The 20,817-nt window shown below is 56.8% G+C and carries 18 protein-coding genes and 3 pseudogenes; 9 read left to right on the plus strand and 12 right to left on the minus strand.

Annotated elements, in window-relative coordinates; genetic code table 11:
- Positions 1–43 precede the first annotated feature (43 nt).
- The 3 genes from KGB14_RS12440 to KGB14_RS12450 all read left to right on the plus strand — a co-directional run bounded on the left by KGB14_RS12440 (position 44) and on the right by KGB14_RS12450 (position 4,385).
- Positions 44–1,000: a fumarylacetoacetate hydrolase family protein gene (locus KGB14_RS12440; RefSeq protein WP_223486989.1), complete on the plus strand. Its 957-nt coding sequence runs from the start codon at positions 44–46 to the stop codon at positions 998–1,000.
- Positions 1,000–2,901 (plus strand): acyl-CoA synthetase, encoded by a 1,902-nt coding sequence (locus KGB14_RS12445; protein WP_223486991.1) that lies wholly within the window; start codon positions 1,000–1,002, stop codon positions 2,899–2,901. Before KGB14_RS12440 ends, KGB14_RS12445 begins: the two co-directional genes overlap by 1 nt.
- A gap of 164 nt (positions 2,902–3,065) precedes the next feature.
- Positions 3,066–4,385, plus strand: a complete 1,320-nt coding sequence (locus tag KGB14_RS12450) for an outer membrane protein transport protein (protein WP_223486993.1) — start codon at positions 3,066–3,068, stop codon at positions 4,383–4,385.
- A gap of 564 nt (positions 4,386–4,949) precedes the next feature.
- On the opposite strand, the gene KGB14_RS12455 is transcribed toward KGB14_RS12450, so the two are convergent.
- Positions 4,950–5,435: an AAA family ATPase gene (locus KGB14_RS12455; protein WP_223486996.1), complete on the minus strand. Its 486-nt coding sequence runs from the start codon at positions 5,433–5,435 to the stop codon at positions 4,950–4,952.
- 169 nt (positions 5,436–5,604) lie between these two features.
- Positions 5,605–5,880, minus strand: a complete 276-nt coding sequence (locus tag KGB14_RS12460) for a DUF2798 domain-containing protein (protein ID WP_223486997.1) — start codon at positions 5,878–5,880, stop codon at positions 5,605–5,607.
- A 131-nt stretch (positions 5,881–6,011) separates the two neighbouring features.
- Here KGB14_RS12460 and KGB14_RS12465 point away from each other — a divergent pair, with 131 nt between their 5' ends.
- Both KGB14_RS12465 and KGB14_RS12470 read left to right on the plus strand, forming a co-directional pair.
- Complete coding sequence (locus tag KGB14_RS12465; RefSeq protein ID WP_223487043.1) at positions 6,012–6,953, plus strand: LysR family transcriptional regulator; 942 nt, start codon at positions 6,012–6,014, stop codon at positions 6,951–6,953.
- A 146-nt stretch (positions 6,954–7,099) separates the two neighbouring features.
- Positions 7,100–7,870: a class I SAM-dependent methyltransferase gene (locus KGB14_RS12470; protein ID WP_223486999.1), complete on the plus strand. Its 771-nt coding sequence runs from the start codon at positions 7,100–7,102 to the stop codon at positions 7,868–7,870.
- A gap of 155 nt (positions 7,871–8,025) precedes the next feature.
- On the opposite strand, the gene KGB14_RS12475 is transcribed toward KGB14_RS12470, so the two are convergent.
- Both KGB14_RS12475 and KGB14_RS28660 read right to left on the minus strand, forming a co-directional pair.
- On the minus strand, positions 8,026–8,583 hold the full coding sequence (locus KGB14_RS12475) for an NADPH-dependent FMN reductase (RefSeq protein ID WP_223487001.1): 558 nt from the start codon (positions 8,581–8,583) through the stop codon (positions 8,026–8,028).
- A 522-nt stretch (positions 8,584–9,105) separates the two neighbouring features.
- Positions 9,106–9,195 (minus strand): annotated as a pseudogene (locus KGB14_RS28660) (transposase domain-containing protein); the annotation flags it as partial.
- A gap of 19 nt (positions 9,196–9,214) precedes the next feature.
- Between KGB14_RS28660 and KGB14_RS28545 the strand changes: the two are divergent.
- A pseudogene (locus KGB14_RS28545) lies at positions 9,215–9,568 on the plus strand (site-specific integrase); the annotation flags it as partial.
- A 13-nt stretch (positions 9,569–9,581) separates the two neighbouring features.
- On the opposite strand, the gene KGB14_RS12480 reads toward KGB14_RS28545, so the two are convergent.
- Positions 9,582–10,859, minus strand: a complete 1,278-nt coding sequence (locus KGB14_RS12480) for a sugar MFS transporter (RefSeq protein WP_223487003.1) — start codon at positions 10,857–10,859, stop codon at positions 9,582–9,584.
- A 285-nt stretch (positions 10,860–11,144) separates the two neighbouring features.
- On the opposite strand from KGB14_RS12480, the pseudogene KGB14_RS12485 reads away from it, so the two are divergent.
- Positions 11,145–11,344, plus strand: a pseudogene (locus KGB14_RS12485) (transposase domain-containing protein); the annotation flags it as partial.
- A gap of 75 nt (positions 11,345–11,419) precedes the next feature.
- On the plus strand, positions 11,420–11,827 hold the full coding sequence (locus tag KGB14_RS12490; RefSeq protein WP_030131260.1) for a DUF3224 domain-containing protein: 408 nt from the start codon (positions 11,420–11,422) through the stop codon (positions 11,825–11,827).
- A 243-nt stretch (positions 11,828–12,070) separates the two neighbouring features.
- Here the strand turns inward: KGB14_RS12490 and KGB14_RS12495 are convergent, their stop codons facing one another.
- Together KGB14_RS12495 and KGB14_RS12500 are read right to left on the minus strand one after the other, a co-directional pair.
- Positions 12,071–12,370, minus strand: coding sequence for a hypothetical protein (locus tag KGB14_RS12495; protein WP_223487005.1), 300 nt, complete (start codon positions 12,368–12,370; stop codon positions 12,071–12,073).
- A 201-nt stretch (positions 12,371–12,571) separates the two neighbouring features.
- Positions 12,572–13,432, minus strand: coding sequence for a LysR family transcriptional regulator (locus KGB14_RS12500; protein ID WP_223487007.1), 861 nt, complete (start codon positions 13,430–13,432; stop codon positions 12,572–12,574).
- Between the two features lie 193 nt (positions 13,433–13,625).
- Here KGB14_RS12500 and KGB14_RS12505 point away from each other — a divergent pair, with 193 nt between their 5' ends.
- Complete coding sequence (locus tag KGB14_RS12505) at positions 13,626–15,140, plus strand: MFS transporter (RefSeq protein WP_223487009.1); 1,515 nt, start codon at positions 13,626–13,628, stop codon at positions 15,138–15,140.
- A gap of 187 nt (positions 15,141–15,327) precedes the next feature.
- Here KGB14_RS12505 and fabV read toward each other — a convergent pair whose 3' ends face one another.
- From fabV to KGB14_RS12530, 5 genes are all read right to left on the minus strand, one after another.
- A complete protein-coding gene (gene fabV / locus KGB14_RS12510; RefSeq protein WP_223487011.1) occupies positions 15,328–16,524 on the minus strand; it encodes an enoyl-ACP reductase FabV in 1,197 nt (398 codons plus the stop codon).
- Positions 16,525–16,595: 71 nt separating this feature from the next.
- A complete protein-coding gene (locus KGB14_RS28550) occupies positions 16,596–16,796 on the minus strand; it encodes a GNAT family N-acetyltransferase (protein ID WP_223487013.1) in 201 nt (66 codons plus the stop codon).
- 104 nt (positions 16,797–16,900) lie between these two features.
- The gene (locus tag KGB14_RS12520) at positions 16,901–17,602 is read right to left on the minus strand and encodes a VIT family protein (RefSeq protein ID WP_223487015.1); all 702 of its coding nucleotides are present in this window, start codon (positions 17,600–17,602) and stop codon (positions 16,901–16,903) included.
- 69 nt (positions 17,603–17,671) lie between these two features.
- On the minus strand, positions 17,672–18,637 hold the full coding sequence (locus KGB14_RS12525; RefSeq protein ID WP_223487044.1) for an FAD:protein FMN transferase: 966 nt from the start codon (positions 18,635–18,637) through the stop codon (positions 17,672–17,674).
- Positions 18,627–20,807, minus strand: a complete 2,181-nt coding sequence (locus KGB14_RS12530; RefSeq protein WP_223487017.1) for a PepSY domain-containing protein — start codon at positions 20,805–20,807, stop codon at positions 18,627–18,629. Before KGB14_RS12530 ends, KGB14_RS12525 begins: the two co-directional genes overlap by 11 nt.
- Positions 20,808–20,817: the final 10 nt, after the last annotated feature.

A 20,817-nucleotide genomic window follows, 5' to 3' on the forward strand; every position in this document is an offset into this window, starting at 1 on the left:
CGCCGACGAGCGCGAGACAAACACTGCTCCAGGAGTACCTTCAATGTCTGCAGTACACGTAGTCCGCTTTGAATTTCAGAATGGTATCCATTGGGGCGTGCTGCGCCAGGGTCGTATCACGGTTGTTCCCGGTACTTTTGAAACCACCGGTGACTTCATTCGCCAGAACAGTATCGAGGACCTTGCTCAAATCAAAGGTACGGAGTTGGATGAGGTTGAGGTGAAACTGCTGTCGCCGGTGACCCGTAACCAGCAGTTCGTCTGCCAGGGTGCCAACTACCGTCAGCACATGATCGAGTCGGGCATGGACCCGGATGCGAAGAAATTCAACATGATCTTCACCAAGGCGACGAGTTGCCTGGTGGCGGCTGACAGCGACCTGATCAAGCCGCGCCACGTGCGCTTCCTCGACTACGAGATCGAACTGGGCCTTGTGATGAAGCGCTCGATCACCGGGTCTGTGACTGTCACCGACGCCAATCTGCATGAGTTCATTGCAGGCGTCGTCATCGTCAATGACTACTCGGCGCGTGACATTCAGATTCCCCAGATGCAGTTCTACAAGGGCAAGAGCTACCGCACTTTCGGCCCGGTCGGCCCGTACCTCTGCCTGCTGGATGCCAAGAGCATCCGTTACCTGAAAGAACTGCAACTGCGCCTGACGGTCAACGACCAGGTGCGACAGAACGACAGCACGGCCAATCTGGTTTACGGCCCCGCTGAAACCCTTGCCGAACTCTCCGGCTTGCAAGATCTCGCCGTTGGCGACCTGATCGCCACTGGTACGCCTGCCGGCTGCGCTCTGACGATTCCTTCGCCAGCCAAAATGCGCATTGCAGCCCTGTTGCCAGAAGCCACCAAGTGGAAGCTTTTCCTCAAGGCGCAGGAGGGCCGGACGCAATATCTCAAGGCAGGTGACGTGGTCGAGGCGCGTATTCGCAGCGCCGATGGCGTGATCGACCTCGGCGTGCAACGCAACCGAGTCGTGGGGGAAGCCTGATGGTCGTACAGACGCTGAGCGACATCGAAAGTCTCGAACAAGTCCCCTTGTCGGAGCGTGGCCTGGCTTGCAGCACTTATGAAGCACTGCGAGATGCAGCCCGGTGCTCCCCCCAGGCACCGGCACTAAGCTTCTTCGCCGATGCCGCCGATTTCACGCGCACCTACAAGTGGAACTACTCCCAGCTCTTCGCGGATATCACTCGCGCGGCGAATGCCTTCCATGACCTGGGTATAAAACCGGGCGAGGTGCTTGCCTTTATCTTGCCCAATCTGCCGGAAACCCATTTCACGATATGGGGCGGGGAGGCGGCGGGCATCGTCATGGCGATCAATCCAATGCTTGAGGCCAAGCAGATGGTTGGCTTGCTGAATGCCGCGAAGGCATCCGTGGTGGTGACGCTCGCGCCGACGGCGGGCAGCGATCTGTGGCCCAAACTGGCCTCGCAGCTGGATCAGTTACCCGGGGTCAAGTCTGTCGTTTGGGTCAGCATGGAGCCCTATGTCGCCGAACCCGTGCGGGGGGCCCTGAAAGCAGCGGCACTGAAGGAACGAGACGTACACCGCGGTATCGCGATCCACGATTGGCAATCGCTGATGAGTACTCAGCCGCATACACACCTCAAGAGTGGTCGGCAAATCCGCCGGGATGAGTGCTCCTCCTACATCTGTACGGGCGGCACCACCGGGCTCCCCAAGATCGCCGCGCGTAGCCATGGTTCTGAAGTATTCAATGCGTGGGCCGTGGCCGCTCACTTGCAGCCACGCACGGCTGGCCAGGTGATCTTTTGTGGCCTGCCGTTATTTCACGTCAATGGACAAATGGTGACTGGCCTGATGCCTTGGACTCAAGGCGACCATGTGATCCTCGGGACGCCTAATGGGTATCGTGGCGAGGGGGTGATCCCGCGATTCTGGGAGATGGTCGAGCACTTCGGTATCAACCTCTTTTCCGGCGTGCCAACGGTCTACGCTGCACTTCTGCAAAATGAATGGCAGGGCCGCGACCTGTCCAGCCTTCGCTTTGCAATGTGTGGCGCCGCACCCATGCCGGCTGAGCTTTTCCGAGAGTTCGAACGCCGGACCGGGGTAAAGATCCTTGAAGGTTACGGTCTTACTGAAGGCGCCTGCGCCTCCTCAGTCAATCCGCCCCATGGCGAGCGCCGTATCGGCTCCATCGGGATACGGATCGCCTACCAGGGTATGCGCGCGGTCGTGCTCGATGATGCTGGAGAGTACCTGCGCGACGCCGACGTGGATGAGATCGGCCTCATCACGATCAGTGGTCCGAACCTCTTCGAAGGCTATCTGGAGGAGCGTCATAACCAGGGGCTTTGGATCGATATCGACGGTCAGCGCTGGTTGAATACGGGCGATTTGGGTCGCCAGGATGGGCAGGGTTACTTCTGGCTGACCGGACGCAAGAAGGAGTTGATTATCCGCGGTGGCCACAACATCGATCCCAAGCAAATCGAGGAGGCTCTGCAGGTGCATCCTGCCGTCGCCTTGGTCGCTGCAATTGGCAGCCCCGATGCCTACTCGGGCGAAGTGCCGGTCGCCTACGTTCAACTGTGCCCCGGGCAAGCCTGCAACGCCGAAGAACTTGAGGCATTCGCTCATCTGAACATCAGCGAGCGGGCAGCAGTGCCCAAGCGCATCGAAATCCTCGAAGCATTACCACTGACTGCCGTGGGCAAGATATTCAAGCCCGCTTTGCAGCAGCGCGAGATTGCCAAAGTAGTCCAGCAGGAAGTGGAGCGCCTGGGACTTTCGGATATTGCTGTCGAGGTCGTGCAGGACAATCGCCGTGGGCATGTCGCCTGCATCCGGGCCGGAACTGGCCAAGAAGTACTGGCTCCGCTCTTGGGGCGCTATAGCTTTCAAATCGAGTGGCTTGATTGAGTTCCTGATTCACATCTGTAAGTTCCAGCAGTCATGCCCTGGCGCTGTTTAGCCAGGGCCTTTTACACAACTTCGATCAACTCCAACCGGCACTGAAAAAGTGCACAGGACGGCGAAGCCTTGCCTGCGTGCAATCAACAAAAACAATAAACAAGAGGTGGAAAATGAAACTGAATAGTCATGCGATCCCGTGTCTCGATGCTCAGCGAAAGTGTGCTGTCTGGATTAAGTTCACCAGTGCCATGGCACTCCTCAGCGCCTCTACAATTGCCGGTGCCAATGGCATTGCCCTTAACGAACAAAGTGCAAGCAGTGCGGGAACGGCTTATGCGGGAAGGTCGTCATCCGCGCTGGACGCCAGCACCATCTTTGGAAATCCTGCAGGGTTGACCAAGTTGAAGCGTACCGAGATTTCCGGCGGCGCCGCGGTCGTCTCGGTGAGCGACGACATCAGTAATGCGCAGAGCAGTGCCCCGGGAACGAATAAAGGGGACTCGGTACCTTTGGGGGTCGTGCCCTTCGTCTATATGTCGACGCCACTTGACGATCGTTTTTCGATTGGTCTTGGCCTTTATGCTCCGAGTGGTCTGATCAATGATTACGAGAGCAGTTTTCAGGGTCGCTACCATGGTTCCTATAGCACGACCAAGGAAGTAACCCTGCAGCCCACCATTGCCTATCGGATCAACGATTACGTGTCCATTGGTGGCGGACCGACCATCAACCGTTTCACTGCAAAGCTTAAGAATGACTTGGCCACCGGCGCCCTGAACAACGGCCGGGACACAGAGGTCACTATCAAAGGCGATGACACGGCACTTGGCTACAATCTCGGCATCTTGTTTGACTTGAGTGAGGCGACAAGTTGGGGGATTAACTATCACTCAAAAGTGGTTTATCACCTCGAAGGGCATACTGAGGTTTCCGGCTCCCCGAGCGTTATCCCGCTGGACGGAAACTACAACAACAAGATAGACATCACGATGCCCGAGTCAGTGGACACGTCCATCACCCATCATTTCAATAGTCGCTGGACGGGATACCTGGGGACCACCTGGAAACGTTGGAGCCGGATCGAGAAGGTCGAGACAAAGAACAGCGGTCTTTCCCCCTTGGGCGAGGCGGCTGGCCTGGGACGTATGACCGAAGAAATGAACTGGCACGACACCTGGTCCACCGCAGTCGGCGCATCCTATCAATTGAACCAGCAATGGCTGCTGCGCGCAGGCTACGCCTATGATCCGTCGCCCATCAGGAATGCCGATCGCAGCGTGCGCGTTCCGGTGGGTAACCGCCAAGCCGTGACCCTGGGCGGCGCTTATTTGCCGAACCCCGACCTGACGATAGACTTTGCGTATGGTTATCTCTGGGATTCCAAAGCCTCTGTTAAGCAGTCGAACGACTCCGGTCTTCAACCGGAATACAGTGCCAACTACAAAAATAGTGCGCATGGAATTTCAGTGCAGGCAACCTATCGGTACTAATCGCCACGACTTCCTTTTTTAAGGGAGTTCATTTTCGCAAGCCGTCCTGAAGGTTCACTTTTAATCGAAGGCCACTATTCCAATGAGGTCGTGATGCAGTTCCGCCTGTCAATCGGCACCCGCTGCCGCGAACACTTTCGCGGTGGTGGGTGGGTTGTTGGCAATAACCCATTGGAGAATATGCCATTCGATTTGCAGGTACCGTCGCCTTCGCTTCATCGTCGTTTCCTGCGAAAGATACTCAACGGTAAGAGACAGTTGTTGGCCTGGCTTTGCCAGTCGTCATCGGCTGCTTTTGGCCGATTTATGCCTGTCGCGAAGGGTTGAAATCGGCCGATTCTGTTGAAAAAGTCGGTCTGCCCAAACTGCCTGATCATTGACTGGCGAAAACGCCTTTTTTGCACGCTGCTACGTGAAATCCGAGTCCGGAAGCCTCTGCCAAAAATAAAGATTTCAATCTCGGACGCGTACTTTTCTGATGCGCAAACCATGGCCGACTTTTTCAACACAATCGGCCAATAGCAGACCTTCCAGATATCTCATTACCTTGGCGATTACTGGCCGTCAGAGACGGTGAATTTTAATCTGGAGCCCCTCCTGCTCCTCGGGTGTCCGAAAGTAGCTTGTGATCAAATCGAACTCAGCGTCGGTTGCTGCAAACTCATGCTCTGCGCGGCCATTACGAAGATGCAACCGGCCTCGGCAAGTATCATCGTCCACCTCGATGTAGTGGACGCAGTGGGAAACCTCGACTGCGTCAGCCAAGCCGCGTAACCATTGGCGGTCCTCAGGCGTATTGGCAGGAAAATCCAGAACCACGCTTACGCCGGCATTTAGCACATCGGTGACAAGCGGGCCCACAACTTCCCGAATCTGATGCGCAAGCTTCACGTAATCGGCCACTGACTTGATTTGGTCCGGATAGAGCCGTGAGAGCCAATAATCTTCACTAAGCAAAATCGCCAACTGCTCGGCCGCCAGAGACCGAGCCAGCGTTGATTTGCCGGATGCAATTTTGCCAGACATTAAATGAAGTATTGGTTTTGGCACGGGACGTTTCCTTATGTCGAATTCTGATGATGCTTATCGAACAGTGTTGGCGCAACTGCAAGTTATTCAGCGTCAGCTTTGGGTCGACTCCGACCTGTGACGGCCGGCAACAGCCGACCCAATAGGGTTGTCCACAACGCCCCATCAATTGGGCCGCAAGCGGCCGCCCTTAACGATGTGGGTGTACAGTCCAAGACACCAGTTTGAGCACAATGGGGCGAACGACGAGTATGCACAGGAATGCCACTGGCATGGCCAATTTATAGGCGTGCAGCGCATTACTTAGGTAATCAATCTCAATACCGGAATTTGCCGCAGTGATCACGAATGACATCAAGAGCGCCATGATTGTGGCCATATACAGTGCGAAAACATAAGGCGTAGCGCGAACCGAGAGCTTACGTTGGTTGAAAAATAGAGCTTTAGAGGATGTTTTTGGATTCATATCAGACCTTTTTGATCTTCGATTGATAGGTGATGAACACCATAGCAAGATCAAAAATTAGCAACTAGACGGCTAGCAGTGGTTGCTTTATAAACAAAATCTTATGAATGACTCTTCTCGCTGGGACAAAGATGAACCTGTTAGGGGCGATTGCTAGCTTTATCAAGGTGGTTGAAGCGGGCTCCATCGTGGGCGCGGCCAAAAACCTGGGCGTCAGTGCGGCAGCCATTAGCCAGACCATAAATCGCTTGGAAACCCACCTAGGTACGCGCCTTCTCCAGCGCACCACGCGTAGCATGGCGCTAACCGAAAGCGGCATGGTGTACTACGAAAAAGTGAAACGCATAGCGCGTGATCTCGAATCGGCGCAAAGCGCGATCACCAGCGCGCAGACTCAACTCCAAGGGCGACTGTGCATCGCTTCTACCTCCGCTTTCGGGCGACATGTGTTGGCATCACTAATCGCCGGCTTCGCTGCACGTTACCCACGCCTGACACTTGAACTCTCAACCACAGATCGCAAAATTAATCATATTCAAGAAGGCATTGATCTGAGCCTGCGGATAAAACCACAACTAGAAGAGGGGATCGTCGCTCGCAAGATCGTTTCAGTCCCTTTTATCATCTGCGCGTCACCCATCTATTTGGAACGAGTCGGCTGGCCACGCGATCCTGAAGAACTCCAACACCATGCCTGTCTAGCGTTTCGCTACCCGCTAGACGGACGCTTTCTACGTTGGGGGTTTATCCGGGATGGGCAACGTTACGACGCTACTCTCAATGCGACCGCAATCAGCGACGATATTGACGCTCTAGCCCAAATGGCCATCCGCGGCGCGGGAATAACCCGTTTGGCGGAGTTCGTGGCGACGCCCTATATCGAAAGTGGCCAACTCGTTCCTCTGTTTGAACATCGCCACGCTTCAACTTATGCCTACGCTGAACCGCTCGATATTTATGTATGCGTCCAGGAGCGCGCCGCCATCACCCCCAAGGTCAAAGCTTTTATGAATTATTTGACTGAACATCTGGAAATTCGCTGGCCGATGGAAAATACCTTTACGGCGTCCTGATACGGTGCTTTGTAAGCGTCCGCCAATCACGTGTTGCCTGACAAAGATATGTAGTGTGATTGCTGACAGTGACGACGTATGTGGGTGATGATCTAAACACGCCGCATAATGTGTGTATCGCTCATTCACATAGAGGGTCGCTGGAAATGACAATTGTTCATAAGGCTGCTCAGGTAGGTTTCTCAACAGAAGCCAGTACCTATACGCAGGGGCGCCCGGACTATCCAAGCGAAATACGTACATGGTTTAGAGATGCGTTGGACATCAGCCCTGGATCGACGGTTATTGATTTAGGAGCCGGTACCGGCAAGCTCACTCGACTGCTGGATTCAATGGAAATTGATGTCATTGCCGTCGAGCCGGTCAAGGCTATGCGAATCGAGTTTGCCAAGCATCTACCGGACGCTAAAATTCTGGAGGGAACGGCCGAATCTATTCCTCTCGAGGCTGGAGCGGCGCAGGCGCTCATATGCGCCCAGGCCTTCCACTGGTTCGCGAATGAAACAGCGCTCGGTGAGATTCACCGAGTGCTCAAACCGGACGGCCGGCTCGGACTAATCTGGAATGTGCGTGATGAGTCAGTGGACTGGGTGGCTGCCATCACTAAAATCATCACTCCCTACGAAGGCGATACCCCACGCTTTCATACTGGAGACTGGCGACTACCGTTCAAGAGAGGCTACTTCTCGGAGCCCGAATTGACCTGCTTTAATTACATCCATTCAGGCAGCGCCAAGTCTGTCATCTTGGATCGCTTCCTGTCAGTGAGCTTCATCGCGGCTCTACCATCCGAAGAGAAAGAGGTGGTGGCCGATCAACTGATGACTTTGATTCAGACCCATCCGGCTCTGCGCGGGCGTGAGACCATTGAGTTCCCTTATCAGACCCACGCTTATTTATGTCGCCGTCTGGATTGAATCAGGCCGTTTCAACTTAAAAGTCCCCATTTATGCGGCAGCAGTTCGGTAATCGCACTGCCGACGCAGCGGGCTAGTGAAATCGCCGAATTGTTGCCACATAACTGGGCACCGTCACCCACCCACCGCCGCCCAAACGCTTACTATCGACTTAACTAGCGGAATCTCTGTGAAGATAGCCCGCTTTTTTTGCCATCGATTTGCTGCTTGAATGCTTCAAGTGCGGAAACAATCAGTGGGCGGATCGTTGGATCATTTGCGATGGTCTCTGCACTCAATTCCGTGGAAAGCAAATTTACGGATATTGATGCTTCCTCCACGATACAAGCCGACATTGTTTCCAGAACCAGCCGCAGTGCCGCCTGCGCGTGCGAAGCCCGAGGTGAAGCGTTGAAAAGAGCAACGGGTTTGCCTGGGAACTCCTCAGAGCTAACGAGCCAGTCCAGCATATTCTTGAATGAGCCGGGAATTCCGCGAGCGTACTCAGGGCAAGAGATCAGAACGCCGTCCGCGTGGGCGATACTGAAGCGCAAGCCCATGATGGATTCAGGAGGAGTTTCCGTGAAGTCCGGGTTGAAATGAGGTAACTGGCCAACCTCGTGATAATGCGCTACCGACAGCCCTTTGGGACAGAGAACCTCAGCAGCACGCAATAGCACTGAGTTGGAGGAGGCCTCGCGAAGACTCCCTGAAACTGCAAGCAAACGCACCATGTCAACACTCTCCCTGATTTGTAGGGCGGGGAGTGTCGCATGAGGGCCACTTACCGCACCATCATTGGCCCTACCACCGGAGTCAAACCCTATGTCCTGGTTTCGCAGGGATGACCAGATGGCTTTGCCAGACGCTTACGGATGAAGCGCTTCATGGACGATCCCCGTGTAAATGCTGACTATTCTAAGCTTCAATGCCGCCAATCGGCGCAGCAACATCAAAGCTGCTTCTGCTAGTCTGCTGGGCCAGACAGTTAACAAAGCCAGGCTCAATCAATGTTCAACATCCGTGTCGTGACCATGGACGGTTAGGTGGACTGACCCTTATTGCTGACCGCGTGCCCGCGCAGAGCCGAAGCCAACGCAGTGTTCAACATGGGGGGTACGTGCCCGCTGGGGCGATCCCGGTGTTAACAGGTTACTTGATCGACTTTTGGGGGCTGAGCATTGGAATAAGCTCACTTGCGCTCATTATCGCGAGTCTTGCTTCTTTGGCGCTCATGCAGCTTTTGAGGTACGTCCCTAAGCAAAGTCAAGCTTATGTGGCAGCAGATCGATAATCTGACTGGCGCGCTGGGCTGGCAAGCGCGTGAGGACGTCTTTCAGATATGCAACTGATGCCTTGGGGGGGATTCTTCTGATATTCGCAACAAAAGACCTGTCGTTAGCAGGTCGATCTTTCGAAGGTTTTCCGCTGTTGGTTGGCTCGGATGGCTGGCCTGTTGAGTCCGTGCAATCCTTCCTCAGGCATATTCTCGTGGAGTCCGGTGAGGCACGAAGATAACTGACTTGGGAAGCCTACGGACGTCGTCTGTACGACTACTTCGCCTTCTTGGAAGCCAATGGCCTGGGATGAAGCCCTGCTAACGGTCTGAGCGTCCTATCCCGTTACCGGGACTGGTCTCAAGGCGAGCTGGGGCTCGATCCTGGCACGGCGAACAAGCGGTTGAATCTGGTCGTTAGCTTCTACCAATGGGCTAGCCGCGCGCCAGGGAATGCTAGTGCTTCGGAGCGCGGGCATACCAACCGTAGATTGCGATGCCGGCATAACAGGTCGCTGGCACGCTCAATGCCATCGCGAGCGTCGAGAGATCGGCCGCATACCCTGTCAATGGCGGAATAAATGCCCCGCCAACAATGGCGCAACAGAACAGGCCCGAACCTTCTGCCGCGCGATGACCGAGTCCTGCGGTCGCAAGGGTAAAGATCGTCGGAAACATGATGGAGTTGAACAGCCCGACGGCCAGCAGTGACCATCCGGCAACAACGCCTTGTGTGGTGGCAGAGATCGTCAACAGCACAATGACTGCCGTGGCGGCAAAGGCCAGCAGTTTCCCGGGCGCGAAAGTGCGCATCAGCGCCGAGCCGATAAAGCGGCCAACCAGGGCGCCGCCCCAATAGAAGGCAACATGCTTGCCTGCGGCTTCGGCGGGAAGGGCCAGGGTTGTCGGCAGCATGAGGTAGTCGGTGATGAGGCTGCCAATCGTGACTTCAGCGCCGACATAGAGAAATATGCAAACGGTGCCAAGTGCAAAACGCGACTGCTTTAGAAGGTCGAGCGCAGCGAGTGGATTGAGACGTTCAGGTCTTGTTGACGGTTGCAGCTCATTTCTTTTCAGCCAGACGATCAAGGCGACGATGCAGATGAAGAGCGTAATGCTTGCATAGGTGTTGCTGATCACGCTGGCTTCCTGCGACAGGAAGGACGTCAGTTCTGCTGGTGACAATGCGGAGGTATCTACCGCATTGAGGGAGCCCAGGATCAGTATGGCACCCAGGTAGGGCGCGACCGTGGTTCCGAGCGAATTGAACGCATGGCCGAGGGTGAGGCGGCTAGAGGCCGTTGCGACGGTTCCGAGCAGTGAAAGCAGCGGGTTCGCAACGACCTGAACGGTTGTCACGCCAATCGCAAGCACAAAGAGGGCGCCGAGGAAGGCTGGAAACAATGCGGACTGGGTGGCAGGAATGAAGAGCAGGCATCCACCAGCCATCAGCAGCAACCCAAGGACGGCTGCTCTCATGTAGCCGATTCGCGAAATGAGCAGGCCTGCGGGTATGGCGAAAATGAAATAGGCAAAAAAGAATGACGACTGCACAAGCATGGCCTCGGTATAGCTGAGGCTGAAGAGGTGCTTGAGTTTTGGCACCAGGACATCGTTAAGGCTGGTGATGCTGCCGAGGATGAAAAACAGCGCGAACACGTAGGTGCTCATCCGTTGGGCGTGGGGTGTTGCCAAACTGTTGGTGACAGTCGCGCTAGCACTAGCATTCGTCATCACGGGCTTCCTTTCTTGTGATTGTTACTATCAAGGAAAGCTCTATCGAGCCTCGGGCACCTTGACAGCGAGACAGCGCTATCTTTGTGCGGTGAAGTACTCGCCAAAGGAGGGTGCGCTGCCATCTGATTTTTTGTTTGTAGCCGCTACCGCTTACCCAAAGTCCCGGGCCAGTCGTTAGAGGGCGCTACCTTAGTGCCTGACTTTTCGTTTGGCAAGCCGCTAGATCTCTTGGGGGTTATGCCGAGATAAGGGGTAATTTCGCTCATTTGGGCTGCAGCAGGGCCGTGGGCATTTGGACGCTCGAACTGGTTGTCGCCGGCTCGCTACGCCGCGGTAAACGGGTAGCTGCGATCATGAGCTTGATTCAGTCAGCCCGCATGAATGGGCATGATCCTTATGCGTATCTCAAAGATGTGCTGACGCGCCTGCCGACGCAGCGAGCGAGTGAGATCGATCAACTGCTACCACAGCATTGGGTCTAGGCCTGACGTTCTCAACGTGAGGGTGCTCTTGCATTAGAATGACCGCTCAACTCATATGGAACAGGACTGATCCGAATGGAAGCGCGAGCCACTTTTTCCTCCAAGAATTTCAAACCAACTGACCTGACTCCCACGCCCGAAATTACAACAGGCTTACCAGTGTCGATCAGCTCCATGGAAAAGTCCTATACAGGAGCTATCGATGGTATTTCTTCAACAGCCTTTACTGCGGCGTTCGACCAAGCGTCAAGAAGGGGCAGCTACATCGCGATGGAGAGCTTCAAGGGTACGGTGAATGGGGTAGAGGGTTCCTTTAACTTCATTCATTCCGCCTCCACGACCGGAATTGATCGTGCAGATGAGTTTTTCTGCATAGTTGGAGGCAGTGGTACGGATGGTTTGAAAGGGATATCAGGGTCAGGAGGGATCACAATTGACATCGATGGAACGCACCATATTTGGTTGAACTACCACCTCGAATAATTTAACAAGCCGTAAAGGGCACCGCCCCTGACGCATCAGGGAGGTGTCTTCGCTAGGTGCTTACCGTGGCTTTGCCGGACGCTTACGCAGAAAAGTACGTGAGTGAGATTGAAATTCGTGTTTTGCGCAGAAGGTTCACGGCTCATATTTGACGTAGTCATGGGTAGCCAGGCCGGATCGACTTTTTCAACGCAATCGGCCGATTGCTGCCCTTCGCGACAGGCAAAAAACGGCCAGAAGCGGTCATCCAGGTTGAGCGCTATCCAGAATGACTTTGGCCTCGATTTCAAATCTGCTCAACAACGCGGCACCATCCGTAACACCAAGAATCTCATCGATCGCGGCGATTTTCCGGGTTGCGTGGTCGATCTGAAAATCAGCGTTGCTGTATGCAGCCTCCGCCTCATTGTGGAGTGCATAGGCCATATGCGCCGCGACACGGACGCTCATTGGAGCATCGACATCGCTGCCCAGATAATCAGCAAGCAATGTCCTGATCTCAAGCAATGCGAGGGCGAGTAGCCTGGTCTGGTCAGTCAGCATAAAAGGATCCTAGATATTGCAACGAGTGTGCGAAACGAATTTCGCGAGGTTATATAAACTCGCAGACAGGCAAAAGCAAAAGACCGCTTCGGGTCGTTTTTTGCCTGTCGCGAAGGGCAGCAATCGACCGGTTGAATCCACAACCCAAAGCGGCCATTCGCAATCGACAGGGCACCTACCCTCGAATAGCAGTCAGCTTGTCTAAACCGATGGCGACTCAGACATCTCCACCAGCAGTTGCCCGAATGCATTGGCCGCAGGGGTCTTTCCTGTGACACTCCATACCAGTCTGAAATCAGCATCCACCAGCGGTGGCAGGCCATGTTGACCGTCAATCACCACCATGCCGGGCTCTAGATCTCCCAGCGGTAGAGCGGTGACGGCAAGTCCGGCCAATACCGCCGCCCGCAGTCCTTGTTGACTTGGAGAGGTAAAGGCGACCCGCCAATCCACGCTGGAACTCTCCAATGCCTCTACGGCTACCTGGCGGTGCACGCAGGGCGTTGGTGCAAACGCCAACGGCAAAGGGGCATCGCCGGCAAAGTCGAAACTCTGCGCCGCAGCCCAGACAAACCGGGTTTTGCGCAGTACGGTACCGCCGGCCTGGCTGCCCGGCAATGCCATGACCACGGCCAGATCGAGCCCATCGGCATCGACCAGCGCGCGCAGATCGAGATAGGTGGCGACGGTTACATCCAGACGTACGGCGGGAAATTGTCTGGCGAACCGAGTCAGTAACGGTGGCAGACCGTCGCCGATAAAGTTTTCTGGCACACCGAAACGCACGGCCCCGGATACCGGCGACGCTTCGAAACGCCGGGAGAGGGCGTCTTGTGCTCTGAGGATTTGTTCGGCATGGCGCAGAAAATCTTCGCCATCTTCTGTCAGCGTCAAACGTCGAGTGGTGCGCATCAGCAGCGCGGTACCGGCCTGTTCTTCCAAACGCCGGATCTGATGACTGATCGCTGACTGACTCAAGTGCAGCCGCTCTGCGGCACGCGTGAAACTACCGGTTTCCTTGATTGCGACAAAAGCACGCAATAGAGCTGGGTCGAAGTCCATTAAGTCAACTCATGACGAATATTAATAAAACTTACGAAATTAAATCATTTCTGTCATTTTTTAATTACTTCCAGAATGCGGCTGGTCACTTGGAGTTATGTCTGGTGACGCTGGCGAGGCTATCGCGTCTCCCCCCCTGACGACGTTCAGAGCGGTCTTGCCAGTGCCCATCAACTTGATCTGGAAGATCACGATGCAGTTCTCTTCTTCGCAAAAAGATGTTTTCACAATAGCCGCCGTTTGCCTGGCCTCGCTGATGTTCGGCCTGGAAATCTCGAGTGTGCCGGCAATCCTGCCCACGCTTGAATCGGTTCTGCGCAGCGATTTCAAAGATATGCAGTGGATCATGAATGCCTACACCATCGCCTGCACCACGGTGCTGATGGCCACCGGCACACTGGCGGATCGGTATGGGCGCAAACGAGTGTTTGTCATTAGCCTGGTACTTTTCGGCATTACCTCACTGAGCTGTGGATGGGCACAAAGCACCAGTGTGTTGATCGCAAGCCGATTCCTGCAAGGTATGTCCGGTGGAGCCATGCTGATTTGTCAGGTGGCAGTGCTGTCTCATCGGTTCCAGTCGGGAGCTGTGCGCGGCAAAGCGTTCAGTGCCTGGGGGATCGTGTTCGGCATCGGTCTGGGGTTCGGTCCGATTATCGGCGCAGCTATCGTGGCGCTGTCGAGTTGGGAATGGGTATTCCTGGTGCATGCGCCAATTGCCGTGCTCGCGCTGGTACTGGTGATCGCCGGTGTCGATGAATCGCGCGACCCGCAGCGTCGCAGGCTGGATGTGCTGGGCATTATTTCGCTATCGCTGGCAGTGTTGGGTCTTTCCTGGTTCATCACTCAGGGAGCGGGTGTGGGCTTCTCCAGTGGTTCGGCCATCGCCAGCCTGGTTGTGGCAATGGTCAGCTTCATTGTCTTTGTCATTGCACAGCGACGCTATCTCGATCCCATGTTCGACTTCTCTGTATTCCGGATCCGCCGCTTCTCGGGTGCCTTGCTAGGGTCGGCAGGCATGAACTTCAGCTTCTGGCCATTCATGATTTACCTGCCTCTGTACTTTCAAAATAGCCTGGGCTACGCCAGTGTCGGCACCGGTCTGGCACTGCTGGCTTATACGCTGCCGACGCTGGTTGTCCCCCCGTTAGGCGAGCGGCTGGCGCTGCGTTATCGACCTGACGTGGTGATTCCCGCAGGCTTGTTCACCATCGGTCTGGGGTTCCTGCTGATGAAGTGGGGCAGCAGTGTCACGCATGCCAGCTGGCTGACGATGCTTCCAGGCTGCCTGATCGCCGGGATCGGACTGGGGCTGACCAATACGCCTGTTACCAATACCACCACAGGATCGGTGCCCAGTGACCGTGCTGGCATGGCATCGGGTATCGATATCAGCGCTCGCATGATCAGTCTTGCCATCAATATCGCGCTGATGGGATTTATCTTGGTGGAAGGCATCCTGTCTTCCCTGCGTAATCAGCTATCTGGCTCGCCCGATGATGTGCAACTGAGGTTGCTGGCGGAGAATATTTCAGCCGGCAACTCTGCCGTGTTAACGCAGACTGGCCAGGGGACTACGATTTCGGTCGATGTCGCCAACGCAGCTTTGGCGCATGGGTTTGGCTGGGTGATGCTGTATGGCGGTATTGCTGCGTGGGTGCTAGTGGCGGCGAGCTGGGTGGTCTTTCGTCCGAGCAAAGCTTGTTGAATCTCAGCAGTGACTATCATCCGAAGGACTGCTTTTGGAACTGTCCCATCATGCTGCATGCTTTCCTGCTGGCCAATGCAGAGATTTTGCCGCAGGCCAGACAGGGGAGCTACTTGTTCAACAGAGTCGGCCAAAAACAGCAGCTGCCTCTGCATGGGGCATCGAGGCAGCTGTCTGTACTTACGACCTAAGCCTGGTACAGGTTGGAGATTTTGACGTCCGGATCTACCTCAGCCTCGTAGTCAACCCCTTCGATCCCGAAACCGAAGAGACGCAGGAACTCCGCTTTGTAACCGACGAAGTCAGTTAGTTCATAGAGGTTATCGTTGCTGACCTGATCCCAGAGTTGCTTGACGCGGTCCTGCACTTCGGGAGCCAGCTCCTTGTAGTCCGCGCGCAGGCGACCCTCTTCATCCATCACTGGAGAATGGCCGTACAAGCTGTCTTTGTAGAGCGCATAGACCTGCTCGATACACCCCTCGTGCGTGCCCTGCGCTTTCATCACTTTAAACAACAGTGACAGATACAGCGGCATGATCGGGATAGCTGAACTTGCCTGGGTAACCACCGCTTTCAATACCGAGACCCGCGCATCGCCCCCCAGAACAGCCAACCGTTCACGGATACCAAGGACTTTCTGATCCAGGTCCTTCTTGGCCGCACCAATGGAGCCATTCCAATAGATGTCATGAGTCAGCTTTTCGCCCAGGTAAGTGAACGCGGTCGTTTTCGCCCCATCAGCCAAAACACCCGCTTCGTGCAGGGCATTGATCCACATCTGCCAGTCTTCGCCGCCCATCACGGCCACCGTGCCATCGATTTCGCTTTGGGTCGCCGGTTGTAGCGTGGTGTCCTTGACCACTTCCTTATCAGTATCCAGGCCCCGCAAGGTCACGGCCTTGTCGAGCGGCTTGAGGGTAGAACTGAATACTTCACCCGTCTTGGGGTGTGTCCGGCGCGGTGCGGCAAGACTGTAAACAACCAGGTCGACCTTCCCGAAGTCGCGCTTGATAACGTCGATGGTCTTCTGTTTGATCTCATCGGAAAAAGCATCGCCGTTGATGCTCTTGGCGTAGAGGCCGTCGGACTCGGCAAACGTGTGAAAGGCCGCTGTGTTGTACCAGCCGGCGGTGCCGAGCTTGCCCTCATCGCCTTCACGTTCGAAAAACACACCGAGAGTGCTGGCGCCATAACCAAAAGCTGCCGTTATCCGCGCAGCAAGTCCGTATCCGGTCGATGCACCGATCACGAGTACGTTCTTTGGCCCTCCGGTGATCAATCCTTTCGAAGTAACGTAATCGACCTGATTCTTGACGTTGGCTTCGCAGCCAGTGGGGTGGGTAGTCACACAGACAAAGCCGCGAACGCGCGGTTTAACGATCATAAAGATCTCCCTCTTCCAGGATGAGAGCCAACCTTGGCTACAAAGTTATAGACGCCTGGAAAACTGGAGCGTCACGATTGGTGCCTCGCCAAGCAATGCCTGAACAAACGGATCAGGTTTGCTCCTAAGCCTTTTCTGCGAAGTGAAGGATGCACCGCAACCGAGTACAACCATCCACGATGGCCGACGTACCCTGCCAGAACGGTACCAACAACTTCTTTTTTCGGGTGAATTCTGAGTCCGGAAGCCTTTGCATAAAGTAAAGAATTCAATCTCAGACGCGCACTTTTCTGCAGAGCAAACCATGGCCGACTTTTTCAACAGAATCGGCCGTTAGTAGCCAGCCCTGAGGTCGACTATGGATTCGTGCAGCGAACTAAACCACCGCTCCGAACAACGATCCCACCAGCGCTGTAATGCCCATGGCCAACACCCCCCAAAGCGTCACGCGCCAGGCGCCGATCATGACCTTGGCACCACCGGCCTTGGCCGCGACAGCCCCCAGGCTGCCGAGAAATACCAGTGACATGCCGCAAATCCATGGCACAGCGCTCTGCGTGGGTGCGATGAAAACCACTGCCAGCGGCAAGGCTGCGCCGACCACGAAACTGGCGGCCGAGGCGAGGGCCGCTTGCAAGGGTTTGGCCGTGAGTGCTTCGCTGATGCCCAGTTCGTCTCGGGCGTGGGAGCCCAGCGCGTCATGTTTCATCAATTGGTCGGCCACCTGATGGGCCAGTTCGGGTGATACACCGCGATGCATGTAAATGTTGGCCAGCTCGATGCGTTCGGCTTTCGGGTCGCTGGCCAGTTCGGCCCGTTCCCGGGACAGGTCCGCCCGTTCGGTATCCGCTTGAGAGTGCACGGAGACGTATTCACCCGCCGCCATGGACATGGCTCCCGCCACCAGACCGGCCATCCCGGTGACCAGCAAGGTGGTGTGGCTGGCGTTGGCGGCCGCGACGCCGATCAACAGGCTCGCGGTGGAGACGATGCCGTCGTTGGCCCCCAGGACGGCGGCGCGAAGCCAGCCGATACGATCACTTCGGTGGTACTCGGTGTGCCGGTGCATGAATTTCATTGTTTAACAGGACTCCCTGTCATCAGGCGGTTCAAGTCGGACGGGATTCGAGTGGCCCGGCAATTGGCTTCAGCGCGTTTCAATCTGCGCCTGCAACTGGCCGCCGACAATGGATATTTCTTTGAACTGTTCACCGTCGCGCAGCACGAACAACGCGTCCATCCCGCGTTCTTGTGCCAGGCGTGGGCCTTCGGTTTCGCCCAGCACCATCAGCGCCGTGGCCCAGGCGTCGGCGAGCATGCAGGAGGCCGCCACCACCGTGACGGCCGCGAGCGAGTTGCACAGGGGGGCGCCGGTGGCCGGGTTCATGGTGTGGGCATAGGACTGCCCCCTCACATCGACCCAGTGTCGGTAGTCCCCGGACGTGGCGATGGCGGCGTTGCTGAGTTCCATCACCCCCATGACTTCACGCACGCCCCGGCAGGGTTTTTCAATGGCCACGACCCAGGGTTGAGCGTCAGGTTTGACGCCACGGGCGCGCATCTCGCCGTCGATGCCGACCAGGTAGCGACAGATGCCAAAACCCTCCAGGCAGCGGGCCAGTTCATCGACACCAAAACCCTTGGCGATACCGTTCAGGTTGAGGTTCAGCGGCGCGCGTTTACGCACCTGATGATGTTGCGGGTCAACCACCAGCGCCGCGCTGGCGGACAGGCGCGCTCGCGGCGGCATCGTGTCGAGCACCTGCTCGGTGACGGTCTGTTCGCCGGAACCGAACCCCCAGGCGTCCACCAGATCACCGACGGCGATGTCGAAGGCGCCACTGGATTGCTGACTGATACGCAGCGCGGCAGACAGCACCATGGCCAGCTCCTTGGGCACTGACACCCATTCCTGCTCGGGGGCGGCGTTGAGGCGGTTGAGGTCGGAGCCGGGTTTCCAGGTGGACATTTGCTGGTCCACCCGGGCCACGGCGCGCGCCAGTCCGTGGCTGATTTTGTCGGTATCGGCCCCGGTTTCGGCATAGAACAGGGCGGTGTAACGGGTGCCCATGGTTTCGCCATTCAGGCTGTAGCGTTGCAAGTCAGTAGACATCTTCACGGTAGCGTCCTTGTGCCTTGAGGGTCAGCACACTCAGGTTGAGCGGCGCCAACACTTCATCCAGGGCCTGCATCACGCCCTTGGCCATCTCGCGACCGCCGCACACCAACACCTGGGCGCCTTTTTCAATCAGCCGGCGCAACACCAGAGCGTCGCTGATCAACCGGTCTTGCACGTAGCTGCCGTCCATCACCTGGGAGAAGGCGGCGCGCAATGCCGTCAGGCGTCGGTCCGCCAAGTAATGGTTAAGCTCCGATTCGTAGAGAAAATCCGAGGCCGGGTTGCGCCCGCCCCAATACAAATGCATGGGGTGTCGGGCCTTGTTGTTGCGGATAAAACCGGCCAAGGGACCTATGCCGGTACCGGCGCCGATCAGGATCACCGGGTGGGTGCCCGACGCCGGACGAAATTGCGGGTTGGGCTGGATAAAGGCTTCGATCGGCGCGCCGATGTTCAGGCCATGAAGGAATTGCGAGCACACGCCGCCTTCATGTTTACGCACGCAGATCTCCAGCACGCCGTCTTCTGAGCTACTGGCCAGCGAGTAAAAACGCGGGACCGGGCTATTCGGAGGGAAAATCCCGACCAGGTCACCGGCCAGAAAGCCCGGTAGCTCACCGGGTGCTTTGAAGCGCAGTACGTGGGTCGGCGCATTCACCTGTTCGCCGTAGGCAATGCGCTCCATCAATACCAGTTGATGGGTAGGCGGCTGTTCCGGGGTGTGAGCCAGCATCAGGTCATGCCCCAACACTTCGCCCAGTGCATGGCCCCAGCGAGCAAATTCCTGTGAGGACTGGCGGTTGACGGTTTCCAGCCCCAGCAATGGCGAGCCACCGGCCTGTAACATCGCGTCCTGCACCTGATGGGCGTACCGACAGAACTGTGGAAACTGCCGGTCACCCAGGCCCAGTACGGCAAACGGCAGGCCGGGTTTGAGGCCGGTTTGGGTCAGCCGTGACAGAAACTGCGAAGCCGAGGCGGGTGCATCGCCGTCGCCATGGGTCGCGGTGAGGATGAACACGCGTTGGGCATTGCCGTAGTCGTTAGCGTATTGATTCATCGCCGCGCTATGTACTCGGTGTCCAGCCTGGTGCAAGGCGTCGTGCAAGGTGTTGGCAAAGCCCCAGGTGCTGTTGTTTTCACTGCCCACCAGAATCACGCTGTCGGCGGATTGCGCGGCGCAGTTGTCGCGGATGTTCGGAGCGGCCTTGCGGCGGCGCCACCACAGCAGGATGCCGGTCACGCTCATCAACGGCACGCAGAGGGCGCAGAGCCCCAGCGGCAGGCCTAGCCACCAGAGGCCTTCACCGGTGTGCAACTGATAAATCAATTCGTAGGCGTTGTGCATCGAGTCGTGGGCTTGATAAGACAGCAAGGCGCCGCTGGCCTGGTCCACGTAGCCATCACCTTGGGCCGTGCGCAGGGAAAACACGTCCTGCGGGTTATTGGGACTCGGGTAGACCAGCTCGCGCAGGTCATTCAGGTCGGTGGCCTGCAAGGCTTGCAGGTTCGCCACCGGCAAGGCCGGGCCGGCGCTGAGGTGGGCGGGGAAGGTGGGCTCACTCTGACTGCCATCGGCGATAAAACCGAAGGTTGTGGCACTCATATAGAGCCCGCTCAGCGCCGACAGCAGCAGCCCAAGCAATGCCAGGCGCCCGACTTCAGCATGCCAGCGCTGGCTGAAGGTGCCTCGCAGTGGCCGCAACAGGTTGCGCCAGCCGCCCAGCCGCCGGGCCAGCAACAGCGCGCCGGACACCGACAGCATCAGCATGAACAGCGCGCCGACTCCCGACACCCCGTGGCCCGGTGTGCCAAGGAACAGCGAGCGGTGCAGGTCTTTCATCCAGCGTGAGAAGGCGGATGGCTCGTAAGGCGCGAGGCCTTGACCGGTCAGTGGGTCGACTTTTTCGGCCCCGGCCTGACCGTCCTGGCTGTAGTAGACAATGACCGTCCCGGACGCTGTGCGCTGGATCTGCTCCACGCCCGGGAAGTGGCTGGCGACGCGCCCGGCCAATTGACCGACGTTGACTTGCCCGGCAGCGGTGGACGTGTTGTGCAGGCGTTCCAGGGCCGGGTCGACAGACAACATCGCGCCGCTGATGGCCAACAGCATGACCAGCAGGGCGGCGATCAGGCCGGGCAGGGAATGGAACTGGCGAAGCATGTTCAGCCTC

This window comes from Pseudomonas sp. A-RE-19 (assembly GCF_019956555.1).
Lineage (GTDB): Bacteria > Pseudomonadota > Gammaproteobacteria > Pseudomonadales > Pseudomonadaceae > Aquipseudomonas.

Bases quoted from the DNA above. Each gene is read 5' to 3' on its own strand.
- KGB14_RS12495 (WP_223487005.1), bottom strand. From the start codon at position 12,370: ATGCTGACTGACCAGACCAGGCTACTCGCCCTCGCATTGCTTGAGATC.
- KGB14_RS12440 (WP_223486989.1), top strand. From the start codon at position 44: ATGTCTGCAGTACACGTAGTCCGCTTTGAATTTCAGAATGGTATCCAT.
- KGB14_RS12505 (WP_223487009.1), top strand. From the start codon at position 13,626: ATGCAGTTCTCTTCTTCGCAAAAAGATGTTTTCACAATAGCCGCCGTT.
- KGB14_RS12460 (WP_223486997.1), bottom strand. From the start codon at position 5,880: ATGAATCCAAAAACATCCTCTAAAGCTCTATTTTTCAACCAACGTAAG.
- KGB14_RS12470 (WP_223486999.1), top strand. From the start codon at position 7,100: ATGACAATTGTTCATAAGGCTGCTCAGGTAGGTTTCTCAACAGAAGCC.
- fabV (WP_223487011.1), bottom strand. From the start codon at position 16,524: ATGATCGTTAAACCGCGCGTTCGCGGCTTTGTCTGTGTGACTACCCAC.
- KGB14_RS12520 (WP_223487015.1), bottom strand. From the start codon at position 17,602: ATGAAATTCATGCACCGGCACACCGAGTACCACCGAAGTGATCGTATC.
- KGB14_RS12475 (WP_223487001.1), bottom strand. From the start codon at position 8,583: ATGGTGCGTTTGCTTGCAGTTTCAGGGAGTCTTCGCGAGGCCTCCTCC.
- KGB14_RS12500 (WP_223487007.1), bottom strand. From the start codon at position 13,432: ATGGACTTCGACCCAGCTCTATTGCGTGCTTTTGTCGCAATCAAGGAA.
- KGB14_RS12480 (WP_223487003.1), bottom strand. From the start codon at position 10,859: ATGACGAATGCTAGTGCTAGCGCGACTGTCACCAACAGTTTGGCAACA.
- KGB14_RS12450 (WP_223486993.1), top strand. From the start codon at position 3,066: ATGAAACTGAATAGTCATGCGATCCCGTGTCTCGATGCTCAGCGAAAG.
- KGB14_RS12445 (WP_223486991.1), top strand. From the start codon at position 1,000: ATGGTCGTACAGACGCTGAGCGACATCGAAAGTCTCGAACAAGTCCCC.
- KGB14_RS12465 (WP_223487043.1), top strand. From the start codon at position 6,012: ATGAACCTGTTAGGGGCGATTGCTAGCTTTATCAAGGTGGTTGAAGCG.
- KGB14_RS12490 (WP_030131260.1), top strand. From the start codon at position 11,420: ATGGAAGCGCGAGCCACTTTTTCCTCCAAGAATTTCAAACCAACTGAC.
- KGB14_RS12530 (WP_223487017.1), bottom strand. From the start codon at position 20,807: ATGCTTCGCCAGTTCCATTCCCTGCCCGGCCTGATCGCCGCCCTGCTG.
- KGB14_RS12525 (WP_223487044.1), bottom strand. From the start codon at position 18,637: ATGTCTACTGACTTGCAACGCTACAGCCTGAATGGCGAAACCATGGGC.